The organism is Streptomyces lancefieldiae, assembly GCF_031845825.1.
Taxonomy (GTDB): Bacteria; Actinomycetota; Actinomycetes; order Streptomycetales; family Streptomycetaceae; genus Streptomyces; species Streptomyces lancefieldiae.
On record NZ_JAVRFH010000024.1, the window covers coordinates 54,195 to 67,195 of the forward strand.

Annotated in this window: 10 protein-coding genes; 1 reads left to right on the forward strand and 9 read right to left on the reverse strand. The window is 72.5% G+C overall.

Features of this window, described 5'->3' with window-relative positions:
• Nucleotides 1–64 precede the first annotated feature (64 nt).
• From RM812_RS22915 to RM812_RS22955, 9 genes are all read right to left on the reverse strand, one after another.
• Nucleotides 65–2,380, reverse strand: a complete 2,316-nt coding sequence (locus RM812_RS22915; protein WP_311575117.1) for a xanthine dehydrogenase family protein molybdopterin-binding subunit — start codon at nucleotides 2,378–2,380, stop codon at nucleotides 65–67.
• Entirely contained in the window at nucleotides 2,377–4,425 is a 2,049-nt protein-coding gene (locus tag RM812_RS22920) for a 2Fe-2S iron-sulfur cluster-binding protein (RefSeq protein ID WP_311575118.1), read from the reverse strand. Before RM812_RS22920 ends, RM812_RS22915 begins: the two co-directional genes overlap by 4 nt.
• A complete protein-coding gene (locus RM812_RS22925; RefSeq protein WP_311575119.1) occupies nucleotides 4,422–5,315 on the reverse strand; it encodes an FAD binding domain-containing protein in 894 nt (297 codons plus the stop codon). Before RM812_RS22925 ends, RM812_RS22920 begins: the two co-directional genes overlap by 4 nt.
• Nucleotides 5,316–5,575: 260 nt before the next feature.
• Nucleotides 5,576–7,189 (reverse strand): beta-N-acetylhexosaminidase, encoded by a 1,614-nt coding sequence (locus RM812_RS22930; RefSeq protein WP_311575120.1) that lies wholly within the window; start codon nucleotides 7,187–7,189, stop codon nucleotides 5,576–5,578.
• 1 nt (nucleotide 7,190) lies between these two features.
• Complete coding sequence (locus tag RM812_RS22935) at nucleotides 7,191–8,036, reverse strand: carbohydrate ABC transporter permease (protein ID WP_311575121.1); 846 nt, start codon at nucleotides 8,034–8,036, stop codon at nucleotides 7,191–7,193.
• Nucleotides 8,033–8,950, reverse strand: a complete 918-nt coding sequence (locus RM812_RS22940) for a carbohydrate ABC transporter permease (RefSeq protein WP_311575122.1) — start codon at nucleotides 8,948–8,950, stop codon at nucleotides 8,033–8,035. The genes RM812_RS22935 and RM812_RS22940 overlap by 4 nt, the downstream gene beginning before the upstream one ends.
• A 41-nt stretch (nucleotides 8,951–8,991) precedes the next feature.
• A complete protein-coding gene (locus tag RM812_RS22945; RefSeq protein ID WP_311575123.1) occupies nucleotides 8,992–10,290 on the reverse strand; it encodes an extracellular solute-binding protein in 1,299 nt (432 codons plus the stop codon).
• 186 nt (nucleotides 10,291–10,476) lie between these two features.
• Complete coding sequence (locus RM812_RS22950; protein ID WP_217142822.1) at nucleotides 10,477–10,761, reverse strand: DUF3039 domain-containing protein; 285 nt, start codon at nucleotides 10,759–10,761, stop codon at nucleotides 10,477–10,479.
• 68 nt (nucleotides 10,762–10,829) lie between these two features.
• Complete coding sequence (locus RM812_RS22955) at nucleotides 10,830–11,402, reverse strand: YqgE/AlgH family protein (protein ID WP_311575124.1); 573 nt, start codon at nucleotides 11,400–11,402, stop codon at nucleotides 10,830–10,832.
• A 234-nt stretch (nucleotides 11,403–11,636) separates the two neighbouring features.
• Between RM812_RS22955 and murA the strand changes: the two genes are divergently transcribed.
• Nucleotides 11,637–12,983, forward strand: a complete 1,347-nt coding sequence (murA, locus tag RM812_RS22960) for a UDP-N-acetylglucosamine 1-carboxyvinyltransferase (protein ID WP_311575125.1) — start codon at nucleotides 11,637–11,639, stop codon at nucleotides 12,981–12,983.
• The last annotated feature ends 18 nt before the right edge of the window (nucleotides 12,984–13,001 follow it).

Here is a 13,001-nt window from a genome sequence, read left to right on the forward strand (position 1 = left end):
GGACGCGCCGGACACCCCACGCGTTGCCTCACGCGCGCGAGGAGGCCGGTTTCGCGCGAGAAGGTCAGTTTCCGGTGACCACCGCGGCCTGCGGCCGGATCGGGAGACGGTTGACCGGGCGCCCCGTGGCCGCGCGTACGGCGGAGGCCACGGCCGCCGGGGAGGCCACCACCGGCACCGCGCTGACCGCCTTCGCGCCGAAGGGGGCGACCACGTCGCGTTCCTCGACGAGCTTCACGATCCGGATGTCCGGGGCGTCCAGCGCGGTCGGGAGGGCGTAGCCGGTCAGGTCGGGGTGGCGGATCAGGCCTCGCGGAGTGCGCAGGTTCTCCGTCAGCGCGATGCCGACGCCCTGGGTCACGCCCGCCTCGATCCGGGCGGTGAGCTGGGCCGGGTTCAGCACCCGGCCCACGTCCTGCGCGACGGCCAGCTCCACGACCCGTACCGAGCCCATCTCGATGTCGACGTCCACCACCGCGCGGATCGCGCAGAAGGACATGCCGACGAAGGCGTCGCCCTGGCCTGCCTCGTCCAGCGGCTCGGTCGGGTGCGGGCGGCACTGGGCGGTGGCCCACAGTTCCTTGCCGTCCAGCGCCTCGGCGACCGTGGTGGACAGCACGCCGTCGTACGAGGTGATCTTGCCGTCGGCGATCTGGAGCAGCTCGGTCGACATCCCGAACTGGTGCGCCAGGGGCTGCAGGAGTTGGGTGCGGACCATCTTGGCCGCCCGTTCCACCGCGCCGCCCGACACCCAGGTGTGGCGGCCCCGGCAGCCCGGGCCGGCCGGGGGCTGGTCGGTGTCGACGGGGGCCACGTGGACCTCGTCGACACCGAGGGTGTCCTGCACGATCTGCCGGGCCAGGGTGGTGAAGCCCTGGCCGGTCTCGACAGCCGCGCACAGCACCGTCGCCACGCCGTCGTGGACCTTCACGGTGGCCGTGGAGACCTCGTCGGCGCCCTCGGCGCCGAGCATGTGCACCATGCCGATGCCGTAGCCCACGCCCCGGCGCACGGCGCCCGGTTCGCCCGCGCCCTCGGGGCCGCCGGGCAGCAGCCACTCGTCCTCGGGCGTGTCCTTGGGCAGGGCGGGCAGCGGGAAGTCGCGGACCGCCTGGAGGAGTTCGGCGACGGGGGCGGGACACGTGACCGTCTGGCCGGTGGGGAGCACGTCGCCCGTGGCCAGGACGTTGCGCAGCCGCACCTCGGCCGGGTCCAGGCCGAGCTTCTTGGCGACCTTGTCCATCTGCGCCTCGTACGCGGCGCACACCTGCATGGCGCCCTCGCCGCGCACATGACCGGACGGCGGGTTGTTGGTGCGTACGGCCCAGCCCTCGATGAAGGCGTTGGGGACGACGTAGGGGCCGCAGGCGAACGCCACCGCGGCGGCCAGCGCGTCGGAGGAGGTGTCGGCGTAGGCGCCCGCGTCGAGCAGGATCTGCGCCTCGACCTTCACCACCCGTCCCTCGGCGTCCGCGTGGTGGCGGTAGCGCAGGAGGGTGGGGTGCCGGTGGGCGTGGCCGAGGAAGGACTCCTCGCGCGTGGCGGTCAGTTTCACCGGGCAGCCGGTCTTCAGCGCCAGCAGGCCGAGCGGCAGCTGGAAACCCCGGTCCTCACGGTCGGCGGTGGCACCGGGCACCCCGGTGACGACGACCTTCACCTGGTCGGGTGCCAGGCCGTAGCAGGCGGCGGCCGTGTCGCGGTCACCGTGCGGGTCGGTGGAGGCCAGGTACAGCTCCACGCCGCCGTCGGGCCGTGGCACCGCGAGGCCCGCCTCGGCGCCGATGGGGGCCGGGTCCTGGCGGCCGATGCGGTACAGGCCCTCGACGACGACCTCGCCGGCCGCCTCCGGGTCGCCGTGCCGCAGCGGGATGTGCCGGATCAGGTTGCCGTCGGGGTGCAGTGGCTCGGCCTCGAAGGCCTGCTCGGGGTCGGTCACCGGGTCGAGCACCTCGTACTCGACGATGACGGCGGCGGCGGCCATCCGCGCGGTGTCCGGGTGGTCGGCGGCGACGGCGGCGAGGGGCTCGCCGTGGTGGCGTACGACCTCGGAGGCGAACACCGGGCGGTCGGCGCGGCCCCGCCCGTGCAGCGGGGTGCCGGGCACGTCCTCGTGGGTGACGACCGCGCGGACGCCGGGCATCTCCCGCGCGTGGGTGGTGTCGATGGACACGATGCGCGCGTGCGGGTGCGGTGAGCGCAGGACGGCCGCCCACAGCAGACCCTCGGCCCACAGGTCGGCGGCGTACGGGAAGGTGCCCTCCGTCTTGGCGCGGGCGTCGGCGGGCGGCAGGGACGTGCCGAGGCCGTGCGGGACCGGCTCGGGGGCCGGGGCGGCCTCGACGGCTCCCGCGGCCTCCGCAGTCGCGGCGTCGTTGCTCACGCGTGGCCTCCGTCCTGGCGGTGGGGCTGGTCACCGAAGGGCTGGTCGTGCGGTCCCCGGGAGTGGGGGCCCTGGGAGTGCGGTCCGGGTGCGCGCGGTGTCCCGGGCGGTTCGGGGAACTCGAACGCCGCCGGGTTGACGCCGCCCGCGCCCGGACCCGCCTGGTGGGGGATACGGGGCTCGTCGTCGTCCGTCCCGGGCGTGTCGGCGGCGGCGTGCGCCTCGCGTTCGGCGACGACCTCCTTGACCGCCTCCAGGACGCCCCGGTAGCCGGAGCAGCGGCAGAGGTTGCCGCACAGGGCCTGCCGGGCCTCCAGCTCGGTCGGCGCCGGGTTGCCCTCCAGGAGGTTGTGCACGGTCATCGCCATGCCGGGCACGCAGAAGCCGCACTGCACCGCGCCACGCCGGGCGAGCGCCCGCTGCACGTCCGACGGCTGCCCGTCGGCGGCCAGTCCCTCGACCGTACGCACCTCGCTGCCGGCGGCGGTCACGGCCGGGACCAGGCAGGAGGCGACCAGCCGTCCGTCGACCTGCACGTTGCAGGCGCCGCACTCGCCCTGCGAGCAGCCGTCCTTGGCGCCCGCGAGGCCGAGCCGCTCGCGCAGCACGTAGAGCAGCGACTCTCCGATCCAGGCATCGGTGACGGGCCGGTCGGCGCCGTTGACGCGCAGTACGTACGAGGCGAGGGGGCGGTCCTCGTGCGGAGCGGCCAAGGGCCGCTCCTGGGAGTCGGCGGCCGGGCCTGCCTGGGGATCGGCGGCCGGGTCGGCCTCGGCAGCCTGCGGGTCGGCGGCCGGGTCGGGCTGGGCAGCCTGCGGATCGGCGGCCGGGTCGGTCGGGGGCTCCGCCTCCGGCTGTCGCCCCGGCTCCTGTCCCTGCTCCCGCCCGGGCTCCGGCGTGCGCTCCCGCGCGGTCTCCGGGTCGGAGCCCGCCGTGGGTTCCTCAGCCGCGTCCGGGCCGGTCGCGGCGACCGGTGCCGGGTCCGTCACGGGCGCCTCGGCACCCTGCGGACCGGAGCCCGCCACGTGCTCCTCGACGGCTTCCGGGCCGGAGCCCGCCATGGGCTCCTCAGCGGCTTCCGGACCGGATCCCGGCTCCACGTCCCCACTTGCGCCCGCCGAGGGCTCAGCGGGGCCCCCAGGGGCCTCCTCGGCCCCCTGTGGTTCACCGGTCACCGTCTCGCCGGCCGTCGGCCCGGCGGGGCCGACCTCGACGGCGGGCCCGGCGGGCGCTTCCGCGTACGGGCCGGCGGCGGGCTCGGGTGCGTGCGGGGTCGCGGCCGGCCGGTCCTCGGCCGGCTGCTCCTCGCCACCCGGTCCGGCCGCCGCCGCGCGGTCGCCCCACGGCTGTCCGGTCGCCTGGGTCGCCCAGGGTGCGGGGGCGCCGCCGGGCAGGGTGGCCGGTGCAGTTCCGCCCCACTGCTCGGCCAGGGACGACGTGGTGTACTCACCCGACTCGTCCGGCAGATCACCGTCGGCGACGGGGATGGACCACTGCCCGGTCACGTCCTGGCCGGGCGCGGAAGCGGGCGGCGCGGCGCCCGTGCCCTCGTCGGCACCGGAGAAGTCCCACTGGCCGGTGGCCCCGGGGCGGTAGGTGAACCCGTCGCCCTGCGTCGCGTCCACGTCGTACGGCTCGTACGGCGCGGCCTGGCCGTACGGGTCCTGCTGCGCGTACTCGGCGGCGTACTCCGGGTACCCGCCGTATCCCTGGCCGCCGTGTTCCTGGCCGCCCTGCTGCGGACCGGCGTCCGGGACGTGCCACTGGGTGCCGTCGACGGGTGCGGACGGCATCCCCCACGTGCCGGTGGCCGCCGGGTCGGTGCCGGTGGCGGGCGCGACCGTGATCTGCGGCGGCACATAGCCGTGTCCGGGCGCGGCGAGCGGGCTGTCCGCGGAGGCGAAGAGCGCGTCCACGCCGCCCTCGGGCAGCTTCACGAAGGCGGTGGCGCCGTCGTCGTAGTCGCCCTGGGGCAGCGGGTCCCAGCGTCCGCCGCTCGGGGGCGTGCCCCCTCCGTGCTGGTCGCCGTGCTGGTCGTCGGTCACGACAGCGCCCTCCCCAGTGCTCGTCGGGCCAGCGCGGCGACGGTGCGCCGCAGGTGCAGTACGGCCGGCGGGAGCTGCGGTACGGAACCGTCCTCGGCCGGGGCCGCGTCGGGGATGCAGGCGGCGGCGACGTACTCGCCGAAGGCGTGCAGGGCCTCCGGGACGATCGCGCGGCCGTTGTCCCAGTCGATGAGCCGGGCGACCCACTCCTCCGCCTCCAGGGGACGCAGCGGCATCGGCGCGATGGCACCGACGGCACACCGCACCCCGCGGCGGGCGGGGTCCAGGACCAGGGCCACGGAGGCCATCGCGCGGCCCGGGCCGGTCCGGCCGGTCGCCTTCAGGAAGACCTGGGGCGCGTGCAGCAGCGGCACGCGCACGTAGCCGATGAGCTCGCCCGCGCGGAGCATCTCCATGCCGGCCAGCAGGTGCGACACCGGCACCTCCCGGCGGGCCCCGTCCGGACCCGCGATGATCAGCGTCGCCTCCAGGGCGGCCAGCACCGGCAGCGCGTCGCCGGTGGGCGCGGCCGAGGCGATGTTGCCGCCCAGGGTGCCGGCGTTGCGGATCTGCGGCGGACCGGCGGCGCGCGCGGCGGCGGCGAGCGCCGGGATGAGGGCGGCGAAGTCGGGGCGGCCCATGCGGGCGTGCGTGAGTCCCGCGCCGAGCAGCGCGTGGCCGTCCTGGTACTGCCAGCCGCGGATCTCGCTGATCCGGCCGAGACCGACCAGCGCGGCGGGCCTGAGCTGACCGGAGTTGACGGCGGCCATCAGGTCGGTGCCGCCCGCGACCGGCACGGCGGCGGGCACGGCGGCGAGTGCCGCCACGGCCTCGTCCAGTGTTGTGGGCAGCGTGACGGCCTGCGCCGCCTGCGGTGCGTGCGTGGTCAAACCGACTGCCCCTTCCCGCTGTCCCACCTGGTCCCGCCCGTGTGGCCGTACGGTACGGCCTGACAGGGCGGACGTGGCAACTCTGGCACATCTTCGCAGGGCCCGAACGCGGGGGTCCGCTAGGAGGCATTCACCCACCTCACCAGTGACATGGCCCGCTTTCGCACGGGATATCCAACGATCGGTGGTACGTGCGACGCACACGAGTTGCCACGCTTCCGTGGCGTTTCGGGGCTTTCTCCTTACCTGTTCGGCGGCGTCTACCTGTTCGGCGGCGGCCCCTCGATCGGCCGGCCGAGCACGCCGGGCCGCCGCTGCCAGGGCAGGGGACCGGCGGGCGGCCGGTAGGCGACGCCCAGGGCGTCGAGCCGCCGGTAGTGGGCGGCCATCCGCCGGTCGAACCTGGCGAAGTCCCGGTCGGCCGGGGCGGGGAGGTCGCTCCAGGCGACCTCGGCGAAGGCGGCGAGCCTCGGGAACGTCTGGTAGTCCACGCGGGACTGGTTCTCCATCACCTCGGTCCACACGTTCGCCTGGGTGCCGAGCACGTGTGCGGACTCGTCCGGCGTCAACTCCGCCGGAACCGGCTCGAACCTGTAGACGTCCTCCAGGGTGCGCACGAAGCCGATCGGCACGGGTTCGTCCTCACCGCCGTGCTGCCGGTGGTCCAGGTACACCTGCTGCTCGGGGCACATGACCACGTCGTGCCCCGCGCGCGCGGCGGCGACCCCGCCCGCGTACCCGCGCCAGGAGGACACGGCCGCACCCTTGGCCAGTCCGCCCTCCAGGATCTCGTCCCAGCCGATGAGCCGGCGTCCGCGCCCGGCGAGCCAGGTGTCGAAGTGCTGGACGAACCAGGCCTGGAGTTCGTCCTCGTCGGCGAGCGCGAGTTCCTCGATGCGCGCCTGCGCGGTGGCCGAGCGCCGCCACTGGTCCTTGGGGCATTCGTCCCCGCCGATGTGGATGAACTCCGAGGGGAAAAGCTCGAGGAGCTCCTCGAAGACGCCCTCGTAGAAGCGCAGGGTGTGGTCGGTGGGGGCGAGTACGTTGGGAGAGACCCCCCAGGTGTCCCAGACGGAGAGGGCGGTGGTGTCGATCACGTCCGTGTTGCCGAGTTCCGGATACGCGGCGATGGCGGCCTGCGAGTGTCCGGGTACGTCGATCTCGGGGACGACGGTGATGTGCCGTTCGGCGGCGTAGGCGACGATCTCCCGGATGTCGTCCTGGGTGTAGTAACCGCCGTGGGGCTTGTCCTCCCACAGTGGCGAGGCCCGGTGGCCGTATTTGGTGCGCGCCCGCCAGGAGCCGGTCTCGGTGAGCTTCGGGTGGCGTTCGATCTCGACGCGCCAGCCCTGGTCGTCCGTCAGGTGGAAGTGCAGCACGTTGAGCTTGTGGGCCGCCATCAGGTCCAGGTACCGCAGGACGCCTTCCTTGGGCATGAAGTGCCGGGCGACGTCCAGCATCAGGCCGCGCCAGGGGAAGCGCGGCGCGTCCCGCACCCGGCAGAGCGGCAGCCGCCACCGGCTGCCGGGCAGGGGCGCGCGCCGGAAGGCGTCCGGGCCGAGCAGTTGCCGCAGCGTCTGAGCGCCCCAGAAGAGGCCGGCCGGATCACCGCCCGTGAGGTGCACGCCGGCCGGGGTGACGTCGAGGCGGTAGCCCTCGGCGCCCAGCCCGCCGTCGAGGGACAGGCGGATGACGTTGCCGTCCCCCGTCCCGGGCGGGAACGGCAGGCCGGTGGCCGCGCCCAGAGTGGCGCGCAGCCAGCGTTCGGTGCGCTCCGTCCCTTCTCCCGCCACCACCTTGGTGTCCGGGCCGAGATCGAGGAAGCCGGCCCCGTCGGACGTCAGTTGCCGGGGCTGGGGGATCACGTCCGTCATGTCAGTCCTTCACCGCTCCGCCGAGGCCGGAGACGAGTCGTCGTTGTACGAGTACGAAGAAGACCAGCACCGGAATCGTCATCACCGTGGAGGCGGCCATCACACCGCCCCAGTCGGGATCGTCCGGCTTGTAGAAGACCAGCAGCGCCATCGGCAGTGTCGACTGGGAGGTGTCGCTGATGATGAACGACTTGGCGAACAGGAAGTCGTTCCAGGTCGAGATGAACGAGAAGACGCTGGTGGCCACCAGCCCCGGGAAGACCAGCGGGAAAAGGATCTGCCACAGGAATCGCGCCCGGCTCGCCCCGTCGATGTAGGCGGCTTCCTCCAGCGCATCCGGCACGGCCTTCACGAAGCCCCGCAGCATCCAGATCGCGAACGGCAGCGAGAAGGCGATGTGGGGCAGGATCAGCGAGCCCAGCGTGTTCAACTGACCGAAGTCCCGCATGAGGAAGAACAGCGGGATCGTGAGCGCCTCCACGGGCACCATCTGCGCCACCAGGAACATGATCAGCAGGGTGGTCCGGAAACGGAACCGGAATCGCGTCACCGCGGTCGCCGCGAGGAACGCGATGAGCGCCGAGGCGATCACGACGGTGCCCGCCACCAGGAGGCTGTTGAGGAAGTATCGACCGAATTCCTGCTGTCCGAAGACCCGCCGGAAGGAGTCCAGCGAGGGCGTCAGGGTCCACGGCCGCGGCTCGGTCGACTCGATCTCCCCGGCCGGTTTGAAGGCGCTCAGCACCATCCAGTACAGCGGGAAGGCCACCACGACCGCGATCAGCAGCGCCGAGGCCTCGGCCGCGAGCCGCCACGGACGGCGCACCCGCGCGCGCGGAAGATTCACAGCTCCTCCCCCTGGCGGCGCAGCAGCCGCAGGTAGACCAGCGTCACGGCGAGCAGGATCAGCAGCATCACGACGCCGATCGCGGAGCCGAGGCTGTACTGCGAGGACGCGAACGCCTTCTGGTAGGCGTAGACGTTCAGGACGAGGTTCTGGCCGGCGATGCCGCCGCCGCCCGTCATGACGTAGATCTGGGTGAAGACCTTGAAGTCCCAGATGACCGACTGGATGGTGACGACCACCAGGATCGGCCGGAGCATCGGGGCGAGCACCGAGCGCCAGATGCGCCACTGCGAGGCGCCGTCCAGGGATGCGGCCTCCAGGACCTCCGAGGGGACGGACCGGATGCCGGCGTAGACGGTGACCATGACGAACGGGAAGGAGCACCAGACCACTTCGAGCAGGACGAGCAGGAAGGCGCTGTAGCGGCCGTACGTCCAGGAGTGGTCGCCGAGGCCCAGCATCCGGTTGACGGGCCCGAAGTCCGGGTCGAACAGCAGCAGCCAGACCGTCGACCCGGTGACCGCGGGGGTCGCCCAGGCGCCCAGCGCGGCGAGCATCAGAGCGAGCCGCGGCAGGGCACGCACCCGCGTGAGCAACACGGCGAGCGCGCACCCGACGGCCAGTGTGGAGACGACGCAGGCCGCCGCGAAGACGACGGTGGCGAGCAGCACCCGCCAGAACTCGCTGTCCCCGAACAACTCGGCGTAGTTCCCGAACCCTTGGAAGGTGGTCGGCTCCCCACCGGACACCTGGGCCTGCGTGTACTCCAGGAAGGAGATCAGCCCGAGCTGGTAGACGGGGTAGACGAGCAGCCCACCGAGCACGACGAGAGCGGGGGCAAGGTAGACCCAAGGGGTGCTGGAACCTCCCCGGGGGCGCGGGGAACTGCGCGACGAGCCACGCCGAACCCGCACCCGCCCGCGAACCGCACCCCCCACCCCCTCAGGCACCCCCGTCACCCGGCGGAACCGAACGCGTCGTTCATCTTCCGGGCCGCGTCCGAGGCGGCGGCGCCCACGTCCTTCTTGCCGCTGACCACCTCCTGGAACATGGTCGGCAGCACCAGGGACGAGTCGATCGTCGCCCACGCGGGCGAGGCCGGCACGAACTCGGTCCCCGCGGCGAGGGTGTCCACGAACGGCTTCACGAACGGCTCCTTCGCCGCGACCTGCTGCCGTACGTCCGTGAAGGTCGGCAGGAAGCCCATCGCGTCGAACAGGTCACCCTGTGCCTTCTTCGACGCGAGCCGCTTCATCAGGTCGACGGCGAGGGTGCGGTGCGAGGTGCTCTTCAGGACGCCGATGTTGTTGCCGCCCGCGAAGGCCGGGGCGATCGAGCCGGCCTTCACGCCCGGCAGCGGCACGACCGCGTACTTGCCCTTCACCTTGCCGGCCTCCACGGCCTGGTGGCTGAAGTCGCCGCCGATCGCCATGGCCGCCTTGCCCGAGGCGAAGGCGGTGACGGTGTCGTTGCCGCCCATGCCGGCGCACTTGGCGGCGGGGCAGTTGTCGTCGCCGAACAGGGACGTGTACGCCTTGACGCCCTTCTGGGCGGCGGCGCTGTCGATCGCCGAGGCGTACGACCCGCCCTTGCCGGTGGCGAGTTCGCCGCCGTTGGCCCAGATGAAGGGCATCGCGCCGTAGGTGTAGGCGCCGCCGACCGCGATGCCGTAGAGGTCGGGCTTCGCGTCGCGGATCTTCTTCGCGGTGGACGCCAGTTCGTCCAGCGACTTCGGGGCGTCGAGGCCGAGTTCGTCGAAGACGTCGGTCCGGTAGTACAGCGCGCGGACGCCGACGAAGTAGGGGGCGCCATAGACCTTGCCGTCCACGGTGACCGACTGCCGGGCGGTGGGGTCGGCGTCCTTGGCCTCGTCCCAGGCCGCGAACTCCCCGGTGACGTCGGCGAGCCCGCCGTCCTTCACGTAGCCGGCGGTGTCGGTGTTGCCGTACTCGATGACGTCGGGGGCGCTCTTCGGGTCGTTGAAGGCGGCCTTGATGCGCTGGGCGCGGGTCTCGACGGGGATGTACTCGACGGTGACCTCCGTGTCCTCGTGCGCCTTCTCGAAGTCGGCCAGGACCGCGTCGACGACCTGTTCCTTCGGCTTGTTGTTGACCTCCTGGAAGAGCCAGACCCGCAGCGTGCCGCTCTTCTCGTCCTTGCCGGACGAGGAGTTGTCGGACGTCTGGGGGGCACAGGCGGCGGTGGCGACCGCGACGGTGGCCAGGGACACGGCCAGCCGGGGGGAGAGCTTCATGGAGAGATCCTCCGGACGTGCGTTGCACCATATGCAATGACGGTTTCGCTCTGCACAACACCCAGGAGGTTATGGAGTACATGAACATGTCCACAAGAGGTCTCAACCACTTCGTGACAACACGAAAGCCCCCGGAGTGCGCGCGGGCACACTCCGGGGGCCTCGAAACCTCGGGCGGGTGGGCTGCTACTTCTTGTCTCCGCCCTTGCCCTCGTCTCCGCCGCCGCTCATGGACTCGTAGATCTCCTTGCACATGGGGCACACCGGGTACTTCTTCGGGTCACGGCCCGGTACCCACACCTTGCCGCACAGCGCCACGACGGGGGTGCCGTCGAGGGCGCTCGCCATGATCTTGTCCTTCTGGACGTAATGGGCGAAGCGCTCGTGGTCGCCGTCACCGTGGGACACCTGCGGCGTCGGCTCTACGAGGGTCCCCGTACCAGTCCCGCGCTCGGGCTCGAGAGTGCTCATGCATGCCAGAGTACTGAAAGCCGGGCTGTTGCAGCTCGCACGGATCGGCTGGGAGATCGGTCGAGTGATCAGTTGAGTGAGGGGTCGTCCGGGTACGTCGCCACCATCGCCAGCTCGTTGCGCTGGCGGCGCAGGACCTCGCGCCACAGTCTCTCCGGGAACGGCGAGGAGATGTCGCCGGGCTCCGACTCGACCACGTACCAGGCGCCCTCCGTCAGCTCGTCCTCCAGCTGACCCGGACCCCAGCCTGCGTACCCGGCGAAGATCCGCAGGGCGCCCACCGCGGGGGCCAGCAGCTCCGGCGGGGCCTCCAGGTCCACCAGGCCGATCGCCCCGTGCACCCGGCGCCAGCCCAGGGGCGCCCGCTCGCCTGCCGCCCCGCCGGGAACGACGGCGACGCCCAGGGCCGAGTCCAGCGACACGGGCCCGCCCTGGAAGACGACGCCGGGTTCGCCGGCCAGGGCCGCCCAGCCCTCCAGGATGTCGCCCACGTCGACCGGCGTGGGACGGTTCAGAACGACACCGAGGGAGCCCTCCTCGTCGTGGTCGAGAAGGAGCACCACCGCACGCTCGAAGTTCGGGTCCGCCAGGGCGGGCGTTGCCACGAGCAGCCGCCCTGTGAGCGAGGACACCTCGGTCATGCCAGACATGATCCCGCATGTTCCCCTCCCGTGGGGAGGCAATCGGGGGCACGGGGGTGAACACGCTCCCCGCGCACACCCCGCGACCGTGACCCGGCGTGCGCGCCGGGGAACGCCACGTGTTGTGACGAACTCATGACGTCGTCCGACCCCGCACGGGCTGACTGAAGGGAGGTACAAGGCGACTACCCTTTCCCTTCTGGCCCCTGCCCAACCCCACGGAACGCGAGATCCATGACCGTCAACGGCGCTGATGACGTACTGCTTGTCCACGGCGGAACACCGCTGGAGGGCGAGATCCGGGTCCGCGGTGCGAAGAACCTCGTACCGAAGGCCATGGTCGCGGCCCTGCTGGGCAGTGCGCCGAGCCGGCTGCGCAACGTGCCGGACATCCGCGACGTGCGGGTGGTACGCGGACTGCTGCAGCTGCACGGGGTGACGGTCCGTCCGGGCGAGGAGCCCGGCGAGCTGGTGCTCGACCCGACCCACGTGGAGAGCGCGAACGTCGCCGACATCGATGCCCACGCGGGCTCGTCGCGCATCCCGATCCTGTTCTGCGGCCCGCTGCTGCACCGCCTCGGGCACGCCTTCATCCCCGGCCTCGGCGGCTGCGACATCGGCGGCCGGCCCATCGACTTCCACTTCGACGTGCTGCGGCAGTTCGGCGCGAAGATCGAGAAGCGGGCGGACGGCCAGTACCTGGAGGCCCCGCAGCGGCTGCGCGGCACGAAGATCCGGCTGCCGTACCCGTCCGTCGGCGCGACCGAGCAGGTGCTGCTGACGGCCGTGCTCGCCGAGGGCGTCACGGAGCTGTCCAACGCGGCCGTGGAGCCGGAGATCGAGGACCTGATCTGCGTCCTGCAGAAAATGGGCGCGATCATCGCGATGGACACCGACCGCACGATCCGCATCACCGGCGTGGACGAGCTCGGCGGCTACACCCACCGCGCCCTCTCGGACCGCCTGGAGGCCGCCTCCTGGGCGTCCGCGGCGCTGGCGACCGAGGGGAACGTCTACGTCCGCGGAGCCCAGCAGCGCTCGATGATGACCTTCCTGAACACCTTCCGGAAGGTGGGCGGCGCCTTCGAGATCGACGACGAGGGCATCCGCTTCTGGCACCCGGGCGGGCAGCTCAAGTCCATCGCCCTGGAGACGGACGTGCACCCCGGCTTCCAGACGGACTGGCAGCAGCCCCTGGTGGTCGCCCTGACGCAGGCCACGGGCCTGTCCATCGTCCACGAGACGGTCTACGAGTCCCGCCTCGGCTTCACCTCCGCGCTCAACCAGATGGGCGCCCACATACAGCTCTACCGCGAGTGCCTCGGCGGCTCCCACTGCCGCTTCGGCCAGCGCAACTTCCTGCACTCGGCCGTGGTCTCCGGCCCGACCAGGCTGGAGGGCGCCGACCTGGTCATCCCCGACCTGCGCGGCGGCTTCTCGTACCTCATCGCCGCCCTCGCCGCCCAGGGCACGTCCCGGGTCCACGGCATCGACCTGATCAACCGGGGCTACGAGAACTTCATGGAGAAGCTGGCAGAGCTGGGCGCCAAGGTCGAACTGCCCGGCAAAGCACTCGGCTGACCGCCGCCCCCGGACAAG